At 64.4% G+C, this 18,178-nt stretch carries 17 protein-coding genes; 10 read left to right on the top strand and 7 right to left on the bottom strand.

What is annotated here, in order from left to right; all coding sequences use genetic code 11:
• The first annotated feature begins 6 nt into the window (after positions 1 to 6).
• Together EN845_RS19840 and EN845_RS19845 are read left to right on the top strand one after the other, a co-directional pair.
• Entirely contained in the window at positions 7 to 873 is an 867-nt protein-coding gene (locus EN845_RS19840; RefSeq protein WP_127872314.1) for a phosphoenolpyruvate hydrolase family protein, read from the top strand.
• 6 nt (positions 874 to 879) lie between these two features.
• Positions 880 to 1,296 (top strand): cupin domain-containing protein, encoded by a 417-nt coding sequence (locus EN845_RS19845; protein WP_127279966.1) that lies wholly within the window; start codon positions 880 to 882, stop codon positions 1,294 to 1,296.
• A gap of 177 nt (positions 1,297 to 1,473) precedes the next feature.
• Here EN845_RS19845 and EN845_RS19855 read toward each other — a convergent pair whose 3' ends face one another.
• A complete protein-coding gene (locus tag EN845_RS19855) occupies positions 1,474 to 2,664 on the bottom strand; it encodes a Xaa-Pro peptidase family protein (protein WP_127872313.1) in 1,191 nt (396 codons plus the stop codon).
• A 369-nt stretch (positions 2,665 to 3,033) separates the two neighbouring features.
• Between EN845_RS19855 and EN845_RS19860 the strand changes: the two genes are divergently transcribed.
• The 5 genes from EN845_RS19860 to EN845_RS19880 all read left to right on the top strand — a co-directional run bounded on the left by EN845_RS19860 (position 3,034) and on the right by EN845_RS19880 (position 8,374).
• Positions 3,034 to 4,644, top strand: a complete 1,611-nt coding sequence (locus tag EN845_RS19860; protein ID WP_127872312.1) for an ABC transporter substrate-binding protein — start codon at positions 3,034 to 3,036, stop codon at positions 4,642 to 4,644.
• A 298-nt stretch (positions 4,645 to 4,942) separates the two neighbouring features.
• Positions 4,943 to 5,929: an ABC transporter permease gene (locus tag EN845_RS19865; protein ID WP_127872311.1), complete on the top strand. Its 987-nt coding sequence runs from the start codon at positions 4,943 to 4,945 to the stop codon at positions 5,927 to 5,929.
• Complete coding sequence (locus tag EN845_RS19870) at positions 5,926 to 6,756, top strand: ABC transporter permease (RefSeq protein ID WP_127872310.1); 831 nt, start codon at positions 5,926 to 5,928, stop codon at positions 6,754 to 6,756. The genes EN845_RS19865 and EN845_RS19870 overlap by 4 nt, the downstream gene beginning before the upstream one ends.
• On the top strand, positions 6,753 to 7,601 hold the full coding sequence (locus EN845_RS19875; protein WP_167531536.1) for an ABC transporter ATP-binding protein: 849 nt from the start codon (positions 6,753 to 6,755) through the stop codon (positions 7,599 to 7,601). Before EN845_RS19870 ends, EN845_RS19875 begins: the two co-directional genes overlap by 4 nt.
• Positions 7,598 to 8,374, top strand: a complete 777-nt coding sequence (locus EN845_RS19880) for an ATP-binding cassette domain-containing protein (protein WP_127872309.1) — start codon at positions 7,598 to 7,600, stop codon at positions 8,372 to 8,374. The genes EN845_RS19875 and EN845_RS19880 overlap by 4 nt, the downstream gene beginning before the upstream one ends.
• Before the next feature lie 37 nt (positions 8,375 to 8,411).
• Here EN845_RS19880 and EN845_RS19885 read toward each other — a convergent pair whose 3' ends face one another.
• The 4 genes from EN845_RS19885 to EN845_RS19900 form a co-directional block, all read right to left on the bottom strand.
• Entirely contained in the window at positions 8,412 to 9,167 is a 756-nt protein-coding gene (locus EN845_RS19885; protein WP_127872308.1) for an ATP-binding cassette domain-containing protein, read from the bottom strand.
• On the bottom strand, positions 9,160 to 10,221 hold the full coding sequence (locus EN845_RS19890) for a ribose ABC transporter (protein ID WP_127872307.1): 1,062 nt from the start codon (positions 10,219 to 10,221) through the stop codon (positions 9,160 to 9,162). The genes EN845_RS19885 and EN845_RS19890 overlap by 8 nt, the downstream gene beginning before the upstream one ends.
• 102 nt (positions 10,222 to 10,323) lie before the next feature.
• Entirely contained in the window at positions 10,324 to 11,301 is a 978-nt protein-coding gene (locus tag EN845_RS19895) for an ABC transporter substrate-binding protein (protein WP_096457947.1), read from the bottom strand.
• 430 nt (positions 11,302 to 11,731) lie between these two features.
• Positions 11,732 to 12,637, bottom strand: coding sequence for a sugar-binding transcriptional regulator (locus EN845_RS19900; protein ID WP_127872306.1), 906 nt, complete (start codon positions 12,635 to 12,637; stop codon positions 11,732 to 11,734).
• A 280-nt stretch (positions 12,638 to 12,917) separates the two neighbouring features.
• On the opposite strand from EN845_RS19900, the gene EN845_RS19905 reads away from it, so the two are divergent.
• Both EN845_RS19905 and EN845_RS19910 read left to right on the top strand, forming a co-directional pair.
• Positions 12,918 to 13,826 (top strand): tagatose-bisphosphate aldolase, encoded by a 909-nt coding sequence (locus tag EN845_RS19905; protein WP_127872305.1) that lies wholly within the window; start codon positions 12,918 to 12,920, stop codon positions 13,824 to 13,826.
• A gap of 34 nt (positions 13,827 to 13,860) precedes the next feature.
• Positions 13,861 to 15,306, top strand: a complete 1,446-nt coding sequence (locus tag EN845_RS19910) for an ROK family protein (protein ID WP_127872304.1) — start codon at positions 13,861 to 13,863, stop codon at positions 15,304 to 15,306.
• Positions 15,307 to 15,515: 209 nt separating this feature from the next.
• Here the strand turns inward: EN845_RS19910 and EN845_RS19915 are convergent, their stop codons facing one another.
• Together EN845_RS19915 and EN845_RS19920 are read right to left on the bottom strand one after the other, a co-directional pair.
• Positions 15,516 to 16,127, bottom strand: coding sequence for an NAD(P)-dependent oxidoreductase (locus EN845_RS19915; protein WP_127872303.1), 612 nt, complete (start codon positions 16,125 to 16,127; stop codon positions 15,516 to 15,518).
• 40 nt (positions 16,128 to 16,167) lie between these two features.
• The gene (locus EN845_RS19920; RefSeq protein WP_127279804.1) at positions 16,168 to 16,806 is read right to left on the bottom strand and encodes a DsbA family protein; all 639 of its coding nucleotides are present in this window, start codon (positions 16,804 to 16,806) and stop codon (positions 16,168 to 16,170) included.
• A gap of 140 nt (positions 16,807 to 16,946) precedes the next feature.
• Here EN845_RS19920 and EN845_RS19925 point away from each other — a divergent pair, with 140 nt between their 5' ends.
• On the top strand, positions 16,947 to 17,864 hold the full coding sequence (locus tag EN845_RS19925) for a LysR family transcriptional regulator (RefSeq protein ID WP_127872302.1): 918 nt from the start codon (positions 16,947 to 16,949) through the stop codon (positions 17,862 to 17,864).
• The last annotated feature ends 314 nt before the right edge of the window (positions 17,865 to 18,178 follow it).

Below are 18,178 nucleotides of genomic sequence, written 5' to 3' on the forward strand. Positions count from 1 at the left end.
CCAGACATGCCAGCCATACCGCGCAAGGACATATTGAAGAAGTTCAGGGGAATGATCGACAAGGGCGTGCCGATCGTCGGCGGCGGCGCCGGCACCGGCCTGTCGGCCAAGGCCGAGGAAGCCGGCGGCATCGACCTGATCATCATCTACAATTCCGGCCGCTACCGCATGGCGGGTCGCGGCTCGGCCGCCGGCCTGCTCGCCTATGGCAACGCCAACGAGATCGTCAAGGAGATGGCCTACGAGGTCTTGCCGGTGGTCAAGAAGACCCCGGTGCTGGCCGGCGTCAACGGCACCGATCCCTTCGTCATCATGCCGCTGCTTTTGGCGGAACTGAAGACGATGGGCTTTTCCGGCGTGCAGAATTTTCCGACCATCGGCCTGTTCGACGGCAGCATGCGGCAGAGTTTCGAAGAAACCGGCATGGGCTTCGGCCTCGAGGTCGACATGATCGCCGAGGCGCACAAGCTCGACCTCTTGACCACGCCTTATGTCTTCAACCCCGAAGAAGCGCGTGCCATGACCAAGGCCGGAGCCGACATCGTCGTCGCCCATATGGGGGTGACGACGGGCGGCTCGATCGGCGCCACCTCGGCCAGGTCGCTCGACGACTGCGTCGTTGCCATCGACGCCATTGCCGAGGCAGCGCGCTCGGTGCGCAAGGATGTTATCCTGCTTTGCCATGGCGGCCCGATCTCGATGCCGGACGATGCGCGCTACATCCTCTCCCATGCCAAGGGCCTGCACGGCTTCTATGGCGCGAGCTCGATGGAACGGCTGCCGGCGGAAGCCGCGATCGCCAGGCAGACGGCGGATTTCAAGGCCGTCACACTGGGCGACGACAGAGCGCCCGCGAAGAAAAAGAAGGGATGATGAGAGATGACCGACAAGAGCAAGGTGTTTGTCTATCCGAAGGACGTCAGCGCCTTCGGCTTCGACTGGGGGAAATTGTCCCTGACCGTTGCGCCCGAAGTGAATGGCGCGACCCGCTTTTCCGGCGGCGTCGTCGACCTGCCCTCGGGCAAGGGCCATACCCGCCACAACCATCCGGGCGCCGAGGAAATCATCTTCGTCATTTCGGGCCACGGCGAACAGATGGTCGAGGACGAGAAGGGCAATCCGGTGGTCGAAAAGGTTGGCCCCGGCTGCACAATCTATGTGCCGGAAAGCCGGTTCCACTCGACGCTCAACACTGGTGACGGGCCGATGCAGCTGTTTGTGGTCTATTCGCCGGCCGGGCCGGAGCTGGTGCTAAGGGAGCTTCCGGATTTCAGGCTGGTGCCGGCGGGGGAGTGAACCCTTCGAGGGTCGCGCCGCCCCTCATTGTCCTGCCGGACATTTCTCCCCGTATAGTGACGGGGAGAAATATGCTGTCATCGCCGCTTTCGCCAATCGCCGAAGCTGCCTTCTTCTCCCCGTTCTACGGGGAGAAGGTGCCGGCAGGCGGATGAGGGGCAGCGCCAGCCTTGGGCATCATGAAATCCCACCCCGATTCCAACCCCGCCCGCGATCGCCAAACATCACATATCCCGCCTCGGTCACCGCCAGCGTGTCCTCCAGCTTGATGAAGCCGCGCGTCGGGTGAAGCATGGTGGTCTCCACCGACAGCACCATGTTTTTCTCAAGCGGTTTGGCCGCATAGGTGCCTTCATAGGTCACCGGATGGTTGGTCATCAGGAACGGCGCCTCATGGGTGATCAAGCCCATGCCGTGGGCGAAGAAATCCGTATAGGGCGCGACTTTGGATTTCTTCAGCACGCCCTCGGCGTAAGCAATCATGTCGCCGCCCAGCACACCTGCCCTAACCTTCGAAAACGCCGCCTGCTGCACCGTCTCGACCTCAGCCAGCAAATCCTCCAGCTCGGCATCGGGTTCGCCCAGAATGCCCATCCGGCAGAGGTCGCCGATATAGCCGTGATAATTGCCGCCGGAATCGATCGACAGCACCTCGCCCTTCTTCCACGCCTGTGGCGAGGCGGCGCGGTTGTGGCTGGAGCCAAGCGTCAGCAGGCAATATTCGAAATGCGCGCCGCGATTGGTCTCCTCGCGCCTGACCTGCTCGATCATCTCGGCCTTGGTCGTGCCTTCATGCGCCCAGGCAATGGTCGCCAGCATGGAATCGGTGATCAACTCGGAGGCGGTGCGCAGCTTTTCGAGCTCGGCATCGGTCTTGATGGCACGCATGCGCTCCAGCATCTCGGTCGCGTCGATCAATTTCGCGTCGGGCAATGCCTTGCGGATCAGCGCATAGGCGTCCGACGGCAGGAAGCCGGGTTCGATACCGATGCGCGCGCCCTCCTTGCCGATCTTCCTGACATGCTCGACGGCAAGGTTCGCGGCGTCGAGCGTGCCCCAGCAGGCGGCATGGAGCGTCGGCGTCCAGAACGGATGGTTCTGGTGCTCGCCGCCCTCCATGCGGTTGCCGATATAGGCCGCATGATCCGGCCCGCCCTTTTCGTAGACGACGATCGGCAGGTAACGGCTGTGGCCGATCGCATCCATGGCGGCAAAGAAGATGAACTTGTAGCCGCCCAGCAGGTACTGCGTGTTGTGCTTGGAGGTCGCGAGCAGCACGTCGATGCCGGCCTCCTCCATCAGCCGGTCGACACGTGCCTGGTCGAACGGGATATTGCTGACGGCACTCTTGCCCGGCGCAATGTTCATCACTCTCTCCCTGAATTGCCGCGATCGGCGCTGTTTCGCAGCGATCCGCTGGCTCGCGATCAAATCTGCACTACTTTGCTCACTCTGGTCCAGCCAGAAATGATATGAAAGCCCGTCCATGCGGCATCAAGCTGGTATTCGGTCCAGCTATCCGGATATCTGGTCCTACCAGACAAAGAAATAAAATGAACTTACGCTAAACTGGTCCAGCGGACGAAAATTTCAAAGCCAAGCAAGGATGCGCCAATTCCGTCTCTGGCGAAACCCTTCGCAAGGCTCATAATCCCCGCCGCAAGGATGCCGATGCACGCCGGCGTTCTAGGGGTGTCGCGCCCGGGTCGGGTCGCGCGGAGAGGACGGAGTTCGATCATGTCAGGTTTCACCATTTCCAGACGCACCATGCTTACCGGCTCGGCGATGCTGCTGGCCTCCACGGCCATGCCGGCGCTGGGTTGGGCACAGACGCCGAAGAAGGGTGGCCGGCTCGTGCTTGCCGCCGACTCCGAGCCGCGCAATCTCAACCCGGCGATCGTCGCCTCGAACGGCGTTTTCTTCATCTCCAGCAAGATCGTCGAGACGCTGGCGGAAACCTCCTTCGACGGCAAGGACGGGCTTGCGCCACGGCTGGCGGTGAGCTGGGAAGGGGCCGCCGACGGACTGTCGGCGACGTTCAAGCTGCGCGAAGGAGTCGAATGGCATGACGGCAAGCCATTCACCTCGGCCGACGTCGCCTTCTCGGCGCTGCAGATCTGGAAGCCGCTGCAGAATCTCGGCCGCACCGTGTTCAAGGACCTCAGCGCGGTCGACACACCAGACGATCTGACCGCCGTGTTCAAATTCGCCAAGCCGACGCCGTTCCAGCTGATCCGCAACGCCCTGCCGGCGCTGTCGAGCGTGGTGCCGAAGCACGTCTACGAGGTCGGCAAGATCGAGGACAACCCGGCCAACAACGCGCCGATCGGTACCGGTCCGTTCAAGTTCGGCGAGTACAAGGCCGGCCAGTATTACCGGCTGACGAAGAACACGGACTATTGGGGCAAGGACGAGCCCTATCTCGACGAGATCATCTATCAGGTCCTGCCCGACCGCACCTCCGCCGCTGCGGCGCTGGAAGCGCAAGAAATCCAGCTCGCGGCTTTCTCGGCCGTGCCGTTGGCCGACCTCGACCGCATCTCCAAGGTTCCCGGCCTGAAGGTCATCACCAAGGGCTATGAGGGGCTGACCTACCAGCTCGTCGTCGAGATCAACCATCGCCGCAAGGAACTGGCCGACGTGAAGGTGCGCCAGGCGATCGCGCACGCCATCGACAAGGATTTCGTCGTCAAGACGGTGTTCCTCGGCTATGCCGCCACCGCCACCGGCCCGGTGCCGAAGAACGATCCGCAATTCTACACCGCCGACGTGCCGACCTATGCCTTCGACGTCGCCAAGGCCAACGCCCTGCTCGACGAGGCAGGCTACAAGAAAGGCGCCGACGGCAACCGCTTCTCGCTCAAGCTCTTGCCGGCCCCCTATTTCAACGAGACCAAACAGTTCGGCGACTATCTGCGCCAGGCGCTCGCGGCAATCGGCATCGACGCGCAACTGGTCAACAATGACTCGGCCGCCCACATCAAGGCAGTCTACACCGACCACGCCTTCGACCTCGCGGTCGGCCCGCCGGTCTTCCGCGGCGACCCGGCGATCTCGACTACCATCCTGGTGCAGAGCGGCATTCCGGATGGCGTGCCGTTCTCCAACCAGGGCGGCTACAAAAACCCTGCGCTCGACGCGCTGATCACCAAGGCATCGGAAACGCTCGACACCACGGCGCGTACCGACCTCTACAAGGAGTTCCAGAGGCAAGTCACGGCCGACCTGCCGCTGATCAACGTCGCCGAATGGAGTTTTATCAGCGTCGCCAGTGACAAGGTGGGCAACATCGCCAACAACCCGCGCTGGGCGGTGTCGAACTGGGCGGACACCTATTTGGCGGGCTGATCCCGCACTTGCGGATCGAAGTTTGGGGTGCTCAGATTCGGAGAATGAGAGTTCCTTCGCGCCCCCCTCTGTCCTGCCGGACATCTCCCCCACAAGGGGGGAGATTGGCGGTTTCCGCGCCTCGCACTTCCCTGCAACGTTGGCGATTGGCGAAAGCCGCGATGACAACTGATCTCCCCCCTCGTGGGGGGTCCGAAGGACGGGCCGAGACCCGTGGCTCGGGCCAGGGCGTCCGGCAGGACAGAGGGGGGCGCCGTGGAGCACGGCCTCAGAAGTTTACAAGCGGCGTCCCATCATTATGACTCGCGCCCTCGTCCTCCTGCGTCGTCGCCTCATCGGCAGCATCTTCGTTCTGCTTATCGTCGTCATCGGCACCTTCCTTCTCCTTGAAGCCGCGCCCGGCGACGCAGTCGACGCCTATATCGTCTCGACCGGCGGCGACGCCGGCATGATCGAGCTCTTGCGCCATCGCTGGGGCCTTGACCAGTCGGAGTTGACCCGGCTCGCCAACTATCTCTGGGCATTGCTGCATCTCGACCTCGGCCAGTCCGTCACTTTCTCCCGGCCGATCCGCGATGTCATCTTGGAACGCCTGCCGACCACGCTCATCCTGATGGTCAGCGCCACCGCGCTCTCCTTCGGCCTTGGCTCGGCGCTCGGCATCTATGCCGGCGCAAGGCCCGGCAGCTTCCGCGACCGTTTTCTCTCCGTCGCCTCGCTGGCGCTCTATGCCGTACCCGGCTTCTGGCTCGGCCTGGTGCTGATCGTGATCTTCGCCGTCGACCTGCGCTGGTTGCCGATCGGCGGCATCGAAACCCTGGCATCGGACAGGACCGGTCTCGACCGCGCCGCCGACATCGCCATCCATCTGGTGCTGCCGGTTTCCGCGCTCGGCTTCATCTACCTGGCGCTCTATCTGCGCATGATGCGCGCCGGCATGGCCGAGGCCTGGCGCCAGGATTTCGTGCTGGCCGCCCGCGCCAGGGGGCTTTCGCGCCGCCGCATCGTGCTCGCTCATGTCGCCCGCAACGCACTTTTGCCGCTGGTCACCATGCTTGGCCTGCAATCGGCGCAGATGCTGGGCGGCAGCGTCGTCATCGAGAGCGTCTTTGCTGTGCCCGGCCTCGGCCGGCTGGCGCAGGAAGCGGTGGCCGCGCGCGACACCCCCTTGCTGCTTGGCATCATCCTCACAAGCGCGGTGCTCGTCATCCTCATCAACCTGCTCGTCGACATCGCCTATGCCTTTCTCGACCCCCGCGTCGGCGCCAGCGAGGCGGGCGCATGAGCCGTCTGCGCCGCTTCCTGCGCACGCCCGAGGCGGTTGCCGGCACTATCCTTCTGGCGGTGCTGTTCGCCATGGCGCTGTCGGCCTCGCTGCTGTTTCCCGGGGATCCGCAAGCCATTGCCGGCCCCGCGCTGCTGCCGCCATTCCAGGATTGGTCGCTGCCGCTCGGCACCGATCGGCTCGGCCGTGACGTGCTGGCCGAACTGTTCCACGGCGCCCGCACCTCGCTGGCTGTCGGCCTCGCCGCGGCCGCCGCGGCCCTTGTCGTCGGTGCGATCGTCGGCACGCTGGCCGGCTTTGCCGGCGGCCTCGTCGACGAAGTGCTGATGCGCATTGCCGACGCGTTCCAGACCGTGCCTGGTTTCCTGCTGGCGCTGGCTTTCGTCAGCGTGGTTGGCCCCTCGCTCGGCGTCGTTGTCGTGGCCATAGCGCTCGGAACCTGGACTGGACCGGCGCGCATTGCCCGCGCGGAAGTGCTGTCGATCCGCGAGCGCGACTATGTCGCCGGTGCCCGTGTCATCGGCATGCATCCAATGGAGATCGCCTTTCGCGAAGTGCTGCCCAACGCCTTGCCGCCGGTGCTGGCGATGTCATCGGTGATCGTCGCCGCCGCGATCCTCACCGAAGCGGCCCTGTCCTTCCTTGGCCTCGGCGATCCCAACCGGGTCACCTGGGGCGGCATGATCGCGGAAGGCCGCACTGTCTTGCGCACCGCGCCGTTCCTGTCGATCGTCCCGGGCATTGCGCTGGTGTTGACGGTATTGAGCGTCTATCTCGCCGGCGAAGGCATCGTCGAGACGACGGCCGTGCGCAGGGGCCTGTCGTGACCGCGCTGGCGTCGATCCGCGATCTCTCGGTGACCTACCGCCGCGATGGCATCGAGGTCACGGCGCTGAAGAACATCACTATCGATCTCCACGCAGGCGAACGGCTTGCGATCATCGGTGAAAGCGGTTCGGGCAAGAGCACCCTGGCGCTGGCGATCGCGGGGTTGTTGCCACTGTCTTCGAAAATTGAAGGCAGCATCGAGTGGTTCTCTCTACCAACGTTGGATGCCGTAGAACGCAGAACGCCAAAGTCTCACTCCGGACAAAACCTGGCACCCCTCCTCGGCCGCGACATCGGCTTCGTCTTTCAGGATCCCTCCGCAAGCCTCCATCCCGTGATGACCATCGGCAAGCAGATCGCCGAAGTCGCCCGCACCCATCTCGGCCTCACATGGCAGCAGGCATATGCCAAGGCCAGAACCCTCCTCGAACGCGTCCGCTTGCCCGACCCTGACTCCGCCCTGCGCGCCTTCCCGCACCAGCTTTCCGGCGGCCAGAAGCAGCGTGTGGCGATTGCCGCCGCGATTGTCGCCGGGCCGAAACTGCTGATCGCCGACGAGGCAACCAGCGCGCTCGACACCATCGTGCAGGCCGAGATCGTCGCGCTGATCCGACGGCTGGTGGCAGAGGACGGCATGACGCTGCTGTTCATCAGCCATGACATCGCGCTCGCCGCCGAACTTGCCGAACGCATCGCGGTCTTCCGACATGGCCAGTTGGTGGAGCTTGGCAAGACGGCGCAGATGATCGACGCACCCGCCCAAGCCTACACGCGCGCGCTGCTCGACGCCCATATCGGCCTCGACGCCCAACCCTTGCTGAACCGAAGCGGGCTGAATGGATGAGCCTGCTGACGGTGTCCAATCTCACCAAACGCTATGGTCGCGCCGGCAAGACCCTCGCCGCGGTGGACGATGTCTCCTTTCATGTCGAGCCCGGCGAAACGCTGGCGCTGGCCGGGCCGTCCGGAAGCGGCAAATCGACGATCGCGCGACTGGTGTTGCGCTTGATCGAGCCGGATGGCGGAGGCATCGAATTCGAAGGCGATGATTTCTTGGCGCTGCGCGGCGCGCCCTTGCGTGCGCGCCGCGCCCGCCTGCAAATGGTGTTCCAAGATCCGCTCGCCGCCTTCAACCCACGCGCCACCGTGGCGCGCGTCCTCGACGACCCTTTGCGCATTCATGGCGTCGCCTCGCGCTCCGAGCGGCCGCGCCGCATCGCTGCCTTGCTGGAGCGGGTCGGCCTTGCGGCCGGTCTTGCACCGCGCGCCATCCATGAAATCTCCGGCGGCCAGCGGCAACGCGTGGCGATTGCCCGCGCCATCGCCACCAAGCCGTCGCTGATCGTGCTTGATGAAGCGGTGTCGGCGCTCGATGTCTCGGTGCGCGGCCAGATCCTCGATCTCCTGCTCGACCTGCAGCACCAGGAACGGATCGCCTATCTCTTCATTTCGCATGATCTCGGCGTGGTGCGCGCAATCGCCCACCGCGTCATCCTTCTCGATGGCGGGCAGATTGCCGAGAGCGGCGATGCCCGAACCGTCATCGACGCACCGCGGTCGGCCGTCGGCAACGCGCTGGTGGCGGCCGCGCCCAGATTGGACAGAAGCAGACCATGATCCGGTCTTCGAGCAAGATCACACCGAGAGAACCCGCCTATCCCCCGACCATCAGCCTGACGACTTCGTCATGATTGGTCTCGGAGATCTTGCGCTCGCCGGCCTGGACGCCGCGCCGCAGCACGACGATGCGGTCCGAAACCGCGAAGATGTCCTGCAAATTGTGCGAGATGAAGATCACGCCGCGTCCTTGCGCCTTGAGCTGGTGGATCAGCGAAATCACCTTGCGCTGCTCCGGCACGCCCAATGCCGCCGTCGGTTCGTCCATGATCAGGATCTGCGCATCCCAGTAGACGGCGCGGCCGATGGCGACGGCCTGGCGCTGGCCGCCGGAGAAATTGCTGACCGGGGCGTTCATCCGGCTGACATGGAAATCGAGCCGCTTCATCGTCTCCCTGGCGGCCTCTGCCATCGCCTTGCGATCGAGCACCGGCAGGAAGCCGAACGCCTTGCGCATCGGTTCGCGGCCAAGGAAGATGTTGGCACCGATCGACAGATTGTCGGCCAGAGCCAGATCCTGGTAGATCGTCTCGATGCCTTTTTCGCGCGCCTCCTGCGGCGTCGCGAAAGCCACTGGCTGGCCACCGAGCAGGATTTCGCCCCCCGTCGGCTGGAACACGCCCGAGATCGCCTTGATCAGCGTCGTCTTGCCGGCGCCATTGTCGCCGGCAAGCGCCACCACTTCGCCCGGCCGCACGGCCATGGAGAAATCGCTGAGTGCACGCACGGCGCCAAAATGCTTGGACAGGTTGCGGACTTCGAGCAAGGGAGCGTTCTGGTCGGTGCTATTCATCCTGGCGGCCTCCACTGAACCGGCGCTGCGCCTGGTCTATGAGCACGGAAATGATGATGACGACGCCGACGGCGATGAATTGCCAGAACGGCTCGACATTGACGAAGACCAGCCCGTACTGGATGACCGCGATCACCAGCGCGCCGGCGACCGTGCCCAGGATCGTGCCGGAGCCGCCGAACAGGCTGGCGCCGCCGATCACCACCGCCGCGACGCTGTCGAGCAGCAGCGGCTCGCCGGCTTGTGCCGCACCGGCGGTGAAGCGCGCTGCGTAGAGCGCCCCGCCAAGGCCGGCGCACATCGCCGACAGCACATAGAGCCGCAATATGTGGCCCCTGATGTCGATGCCGGCGCGCCGCGCCGCCTGCACATTGGCGCCGATGGCATAATTGTGCTGGCCGAACCGCGTCTGGCTGAGCAGGTAGTGCATGCCGATGACGAAGACGGCAGCGATCATGACCAGATAGGGCACGCCATAGAACTTGCCGTTGCCGAGCAGCGCGAACCAAGAATTCTGCACCGGCACCGTGGTGCCGCCGGCAAGCAGGAAGGCAACGCCGCGCGCGACGCCGAACATGCCGAGCGTACCGATGAACGGCGGCACCTTGAGGCGTGAGATCAGCAGACCATTGATGATGCCGGGCACACCGGCAACGATCACGGCGGCGAGGATGCCCGCGAGCATGGCCAGCGGCAAGGGAATGGCGGCGCCCGCCATATTGGTGGCATGCGCGGCAACGACTGCGGCAAGGCCCATGATGAAGCCGAGCGACAGGTCGATGCCGCCTGAAATGATGACGAAGGTCTGGCCGGTCGCCAGCAGCAGCGGCGCTATCGCGAAGATCGCGATGGATTGCAGGTTGAACGGGTTGAGCACGAACGTCGCGCCGAAGGCGTATCTCGACCATATCTCGAAACAGATGATCAGGCCGGCAAGGAACAGCCAGGCGCGCCCTTCGGCGATGCGTCCGATCAGGCTCCTGGCCGGATCGCCATGATCGGCCTGGGGGGCGACATGCTTCTCGGCAGGCTGGGCTGGTGATGTCGAGGTCATGAATACTCCGCGGCGCGGCTGCCTTCAAACAGGCCCCGCCTTTTGCGGGACCCGGCGCGAACTCCCCCCGGCAAAACCGGGAGGAGCCAAGCTCGTCTGGGCTTACTCGGAGTAGAGATACTTCGAGATGTTCGGGTCCGCGATGTTGGACTTGTCCATGATCGTGAAGCCGGTGCCGATCGTGACCGGGATCGAATGGCCGGTCAGGTGGGCGTAGGCCGAAACGACGCCGTAATAGCCGATCTCGGCCGGATGCTGGGCGATTGCCACGTCCACGAGGCCGGTATTGATGTTGTCGACGATGCTGGTCGGTGCATCGAAGGCAACCACCTTGACGGTTCCCGTCTGTCCCGCCTGCTTGACGCCGTTGGCGGCGCCGAGCGCCGAGAACAGGTTGGCGCCGAACACGCCGACGAGATCGGGATTGCGCGCGAAGACAGCCTGCAACTGCGAGGCCGCCTTGTTGGCGTCGTCGTCATTGAACTGGGTCTCCAGAACGGTGATGCCGGTATGCTTGGCCATCTCCTTCTTGAAGCCTTCTTCGCGTTGGTCGGTGGTCGAAATGCCGGGCTTGACGTTCGATACATAGACCTTGCCCTTGTCGCCAATGGCGGTGGCCAGCGCCCGCGCCGCGATCTCGCCGCCCAGCACATTGTCCGAGGCAATGTAGGCCAGCGGGAAATCGGCGTCGCCGGCACCCGTCTGGTAAACGCCGCTGCCGATGAAAGTGTCGACGGTTATGACCGGGATGCCGGCATCATTGGCCTTGCGCAGCGGTTCCACCAGCTGAACCTTGTCGGTCGGCGCGATCAGGATCGCGTCCGGCTTCTTGGCGATGACCGCGTCGAGCACTGGCACCTGGGTGACCGGATTGAAGTCCGGAGCACCCTGGAAGACCAGATTCACGCCGAGCGCATCGGCAGCCGCCTGAGCACCTTTGCGCATGGTGATGTAGAAGCCATCGGTGGTGAGGCCCGGAATGAGCGCAATGGTGTATTTCTTGTCCTGTGCCTGCGCGGGCGCCATCAGCACCGTCGCGCTGACGGCAAGCGCCGCGAGCGCGGCAACGATCTTCTTCATGACATCCTCCTCATTGTTGGCAATTCTGCCGTTGCGGTGACATTGGAATGGCCGTCATCCGCGCGGAGGCAGGATGCCGACGGCCGGGAACGCCTGTTTGCCTTTCGCGGGCAGCTCCTCCCAAGCGCCCTCCAGTCTGTCAGCCGGTCCAGCCGACCGGCGCAATCGCCGTGCTCGCTTTCCTCGCCTCCGCCAGGTCAGGGAACACAGCGCCCGGCATGCCTGCACGCCGGGTCCGTATTTTGTAACACTTTGCAGAAATAAATTGCAACCCGGTTTTTCTGGGACGGCAACGCCGGCTTTTCCGGACACCGTCCAACGGCTCCTCGGAGCCCAGGCGAACTATCGTCCCGACTCCCCGGCGATACAATCGATTTCGCAACGGCTTCTATCCGCGCCACCGCGCGGCATCCGTCCGGCATATCTGCCGCTATCGCGTTGCAAGAACCGCGAGGATGGCCTGCGCCGTCTTGGTATCCGTCACCAGCGTGTTGATGAGCCCGGAACGAACGGCGCCGATAATTGCCGTCGCCTTCTCAGGCGAGGCGGCGACGCCGATCACCAGCGGCACGGCGCGAAGCTGCGCCGGCGACATGGCGATCATCCGGCTCTCCCCGTCCCAGGCGATCAGGGCGCCTTCTGCATCGAAGTAATGACGCAGCACGTCGCCGGCCGCGTGAACCAGCGCCTGCTCGCTCGGCGTGGCTGCGCTCGCCTCGGGCGCGTTTATGGCGTGCGGCAGGCCGATGCCGACGATCGCCACATCGGTTCTCTCCCACAAGGCGACGGCGTCGCGGATGGCGGCGTCGCGCAGGAAGACCTCACGCAGCTCGCTCGACGGCAAATAGGGGGCGTGGATGAAGCGCGGTGTGCCGCCGAACTCCTCCGCGGCAAGCCGCACGAATTCGTTGACCTGGAAATGCGCCGCGTGCTGCTGCATGCCGCCGGTTGCTGCCACTGTCAGCACGCCCGGCATGCGCGGCAGGCCGGATCGGATGACCTCGCGCACGGCGCGCCCCCAACCGATGGCGACCACGGAGCCGGCAACCAGCTGCGCCTGCCTGAGCAAAGCGCCAAGCGGGGCGGAAAGCGCCGTCAACCCACCCGCCGCCGGCGTCTCGACAACCGCGGCATCCCGCAATTTCAGCCCGTCGACCAGTTGCCTGGTGATATCCTCCGGCGTCGCCAGGTCGATGACCTCGATGCGCACGATGCCCTCGGCCCGCGCCCGCTGCAGCAAGCGCGAAATCGTCGCTGTGGAGACACCGAGCTGCCGCGCTATGTCGACCTGCGACATCTCCTCCACATAGTGCAGCTTGGCAACCGTGTGCAGCATCGTGCGCGATGCGGTCGCGTCGTGGATGGAGGGAACAGACAGCTTGCAATTCCTTTCAGCAACGTGTTACACACGTATACGCCGATGGGAGTTATCGCGCAAATCCGGTGAACTCGCAACTTGAGGGCCATACGAGGCTACGCGCCGGCAAGGCTGCTTGTGCCGGCAGCCGGCGATGCATCAGGCGGCAAAATCTTCCTGCCGGCAGGCGGGCAAACTGACCATTGTTTCCACGGGATCAGCGCCTCGGCGAGAGAGCGCCAACATCGGACAGAAAACCATGACGAAGATGACCACCGCGGAACTGCGCGGCTATCAGCAGATATGCGGCAAGGACGGCGCCATGGTGGCCATCGCTTGCGATCAGCGCGGCGGCATGCGCACCTTGCTGGCATCGGACCCTGCGGACCAGGCCAGGATCACCAACGACATGCTCGGCGACACCAAGGCCGACATCACGCGCTACCTCGCAAGCGCCGCGTCCTGCGTGCTGCTCGACCCGCTCTGCGCGGTGCCGAGGGTGGTCGACGAGGGCGTGCTGAACCGGGATACCGCACTCCTGATCGGCCTCGACGCATCCGGCTTCGACGTTTCGCCGGAAGGCTACCGCCTGTCGCGGCTGGTTCCCGGCATCGACGCGCGGCGCGTGCGCGAACTTGGCGGCACGGGCGGCAAGATCATGGTCTATCTCAGGGCCGACAAGCCGCAGGCCAACGAGCACAACATCGCCATCCTGCGCCAGTGCATCACCGACTTCGGCAAAGAGGATCTGCTGCTCGTCGTCGAATTCCTGACCTATCAGCTCGACGGAGAAAGTCCGGAAGACTATGCGGCCAAGACGCCCTGGCTGGTCGAGGAAGGTACCAGGATTTCGCTGGAATGCGGCGCAAAGGTGCTGAAGCTTCCCTACCCCGGCACGCCGGAAGCCTGTGCCAACATCACGAAAATGGCCGGCGAAGTGCCGTGGGCCGTACTTTCGGCCGGCGTCAACCACGCCACCTTTCTCGGCCAGGTCGAGATCGCCATGCAAAATGGCGCCTCCGGCGTGATCGCCGGCCGTTCGCTCTGGAAGGACTGCATCTCGCTCGATCGTGACATTCAGCGCGAAAGGCTTAAGACCATCGCGGTGCCGCGATTGCGCGAGATCCAGGCGGTGATCGGGCATTATCGGCAGAAGGCTGCCGCCTGACATCGCGTTGGATCACCGGCACGTGCAGGACATCATGTCACATAAGTCGATGGCCATAGGGATCGATATTGGCGGCACCAATTTGCGTGCCGCCCGCATCTCGGGCACGGGTGAAATCCTCAAACGCCTCAGCGAGAAAAGCGCACCCGACCCGGAGCTCGTGCTTGGCCGGATCGCCGACATGGTGCGCCTTCTCGACACGCCTGAGGTGGCGGCCATCGGCGTCGGCGTTCCCGGCCGCGTCGACGCGCGCCGCGGCACGGTCCTGTCGGGAGGCTATGTCAACCTTGCCTCGGTCGCGCTCGCACAGCGGCTGGAAAGCATGACCGGCAAGCCTGTTATCCTCGACAATGATTGCAACATGGCGCTGGCCGCAGAGATGGCTCTTGGCGCCGGCCGGGGCCACGACAACATCGCCATGTTCACCATCGGCACCGGCATTGGCGGCGCCGTCGTCCAGAACCGACGGATCATGCCTGGCCGGGCTACGGCGGGGCAACTCGGCCACATCACCGTCGACGTCAACGGCGAGGTCTGTGCCTGCGGGCGGCGCGGCTGCGTCGAAACCACCAGTTCCGGCACGGCACTTGGCCGCCACATCGCGCGAGCCGGCTTAGGCCCCGACGTTTCGGTCGACCAGCTTTTCGCCCGCGATGCGGCCGGCGATATCGAGGCGCGAGGCATACTGGAAGCCTGGGCAAGGCCGCTACGCGCGGCGATCGATACCACCGTCGCCATGTTCGACCCCGATGTCGTCCTGCTTGGCGGTGGGCTTGGCCTCGCGGCACACAGAGCGCTCGGCCACGCGCCAGCGCTGGCGCCCTGGTACCAATGCCCGGTCGAGCCGGCACAGCTCGGCGACGATGCCGGTGTGATCGGCGCCGGGCTCCGGGCGCTTTCGGCGCCGGCATCGACATCCCTTTCCGTTAACCTTGGCCACGCCAGACGCGCCGTGCTCGTCAACGGCATCCCGGCTAGCGGCAAGAGCACCGTGTCGCGCGGCATCGCCGACCGCATGGGATGGCCGCTGCTTGCACTCGATACGGTCAAGAACCCCTTCCTCGAAGTGCTCGGCGGTGCCGACCGCGAATTCAACCGCACGCTGGGCCGCGCCAGCTACCAGGCAATCTGGTCGCTGGTCGGCGACGCCCCGGCCGGCAGCACCTTCATCGTCGATGCCTGGTTCGGTTTCCAGCCGCGGCAAGTGCTCGAGGATCATCTGCGCAGGGCCGGCGTCGAACATACCGTCGAAATCTGGTGCCACGCGCCCGGCGAGGTTCTGGCCGAACGTTATGGCGCCAGGCTCGGCCAGCGCCTCCCCGGCCATCCCGGCGCTGCCTACATCCCTGAACTGATTGAACTGGCCAAGCGCGCCGAACCGCTGCGGCGCGGACCGCTGTTCGACGTCGACACCACGCGGCCGATCGACTTCGATGCCATCACCGCATGGCTGCGCGCGACCTTGGCCAGCGACGCCTGAGTCGCTCGGTGCCAGCGCCGGTCATGCCGGCGGCAGCCGAAGCGTCCTGCGAGCGATCTGCCAGGCGGATTCGGCATGCCGCCGCTTCAGCCTCATGGCATCCATGATCTCGGTCATCACGGCAATCGCCGGCCCGCGTTTCCAGCCTGAGGACTAGCGAAGATGACGAGCGGTCACTTTGCGACGCTCGTCACTTGCGCAGCGCTGTATCAATAGCCGACGGTGAAGCGCTGCCTAACATGCGCCGGCTTCTCGATCTCGTCGACCAGGACGATGGCATAGTCCTCGAAGGAAATGCTGCTGCCCTTGTCCGAGGCGAGAAGCGTGTCCTTGCCGAGACGGTATTTGCCGGTGCGCTCGCCTGGGACGAACAGGGCCGAAGGCGACAGGAGCGTCCAGTCGAGATCGCCGACCGTCTTGAGCTTATCCAGGAAGTCGGCGCCCTTCTGTGCTTCGGCCTTGTAGATCTCGGGGAATTCGGGAGTGTCGACCAGCCGCTTGCCGGGCGCGACTTCGAGACTGCCCGCGCCGCCCACGACGAGATACCGCTTCACGCCGGAGTCACGCACCGCTGCGATCAACGTATCGGGGTCGCTGTCCAGGAAATGCACCGAGCTGATCACCACGTCGTGTCCGCGGATCAAATCGGCGAGACCTTGCCTGTCAAAGACATCGCCTTTTCTGGCGGTCACGCCGGGCAGCGCCGCGATCTTTTCCGGGCTGCGGGCGATGCCGGTGACCGTATGGCCACGGTCGGAGAGTTCCTTGAGCAGGCGCGAACCGACGGCGCCGGAGGCGCCGATAAGAGCAACTTTTGCCATGTCTTCTTCCATTTCCTGTTGGAGGCTGATTGGGTGGAGATCAGGCCGCAGCGATATGGGCGACGAGATTGTCGAAGCTGCCGAACAGCGCGTTCGAACCGATGAGCCGGGGCGCTTCGTTGCGGATGACCGCCAGCGAAGGCACGCCATTGGCATGCAAGCGCTGGAACAACGCGCGGCCGCGACCGACCAGTTCGCGGTGAGCCGTCAGCAGCCGCTCCGTTGGCGCCGCCAGCAACTCGCCCGCATCCGCCATGCCAGCGGCGGAGAGCACCTCGGCGACACCGCCGGCGGTGACGATATCGCGGCCGTCGACATAGCGTGCCCGCTGGATCGCCTTCAGCGCGGTCAGCCGCCGGCCGGGATCTTCCAGGCCTGCGGCGCTGATGGCGAGCGTGGCGGTATGGGAGTCCAGCAGAGTGCCACGAACGTTTAGAACGTTGCGCTGATAAGCCTGCGTGAACGGCTGTCCCGTCAGACGTTCGATACGCTGATCGTTGGCCCAGGCATGGGCGGCAAACCCCTCATCCATCGGACGCGCGCCGGCGCCGGAAAACAGGCCGGTCGCCAGCAATTCGACGCGCACGCCGCCTGCCATCAATTTGTCCAGCATTGGGGTGGCGCCGTAGCACCAACCGCAGAGCGGATCGAAAAGGTAAGTCACGCCTGAGTTGCGCATGATTGCCTGATGTCCGTTGGCGGGGCTCCCCGCGACCTGACCGTCAAATGTCCTGGCCCATATGTGGCAGCGGGCGGTCTTGCGATAAATGGCTACCAATAATACAAACTGTCTGATCCAATCAGACAAAAGCGATCACTTTGGCCGACCTGCTGAACCTCAATCGACTCATTTACTTCACCACCGTGATGGAGACCGGGTCCTTCACATCGGCAGCCGACCGACTTGGCGTCGCCAAAGCCGTGGTCAGCCATCAGATTGGCAAGCTCGAGGAAGAACTGGGCGCGTCTCTCATGCGACGCACGACGCGCCGCGTCACACCGACAGAAGAGGGACGCCTCTTCTATGACCGTGCAATGATCATTCTGCGGGAAGCGGAAGCCGCCTATGGCGAGATTTCGCGCGGTGGCGTCGAACCGGCGGGAATGCTGAGACTGACCGCACCGCTCGACTACGGCACGAAGATCGTTGCGCCGGTCATCGCCGCCTATCTGAAAACCTATCCGCATATGCGCGTCGAGGCGATCTTCGACGATGCGGTAAGCAATCTGGTCGACGAGCAGATCGACCTCGGCATCCGCGTCGGCTGGCTTGCCGATTCCTCGAACCAGGCGCGGCGCCTGGGCACGATACGGCAGATCGTGGTGGCAAGTCCTGCCTTCGCCGCGAGCCTGCCGCAGGGTGTGAGCCCGCGCCAGGCGCGATCGCTGGCCTGGGTCGGAAACGCCCAGCTTCGCGGTGTCGGCCAATGGCTGTTTTCCAGGAATGGTGACAAGGTGCTGACCGAGCTCAATCCGGTCATCACATGCGACAAGAGCCCGGCCGCCCACGCCTGCGTGCTTGCCGGCATAGGGCTGGGTGTGTTTCCCGACTACAGCGTCAGCGATGATATCGCCGAAGGACGGCTGGTGCCGGTCTTTGCCGAATGGGCCTTGCCCACCGGCGGCATCCACGCCGTCTTTCCGCCGGCAAGGTTCAGGCCCGCCAAGGTACGCGTATTTGTAGACCTGCTCGCCGCCGCCGAGAAAAAACGATCGCGCGGCAGCGCGATGCTGTGAGATGTGACCGCCGCGGAAGGTCAGGAATGACTTACATTAAAGCGGTTATGCCATCTCCCAAAAACAAAACGCCCGCGGCGATTGCTACGGGCGTTTGTATGGATTGTTTTGGTCGGTGGGATTTGTTTGTTGTGCGTCGCGGGCTTGTTCTCGCCTGGGGGGCGGATTGATCTCTGGTGCGAACGCGAAACGGCCCTCCGGGTTTGATTCTGGCGGGCGTTTTAATTTGGTTTTGGGGATAGGATTTGAGTTATCGGTCCTGCGGCGTCGGCTTTGCCTCCTTGCGGGCCGCTGATGACAGGTTAAGATCGGCG

The sequence above is a fragment of the Mesorhizobium sp. M8A.F.Ca.ET.202.01.1.1 genome, assembly GCF_004791595.1.
Taxonomy (GTDB): Bacteria; Pseudomonadota; Alphaproteobacteria; order Rhizobiales; family Rhizobiaceae; genus Mesorhizobium.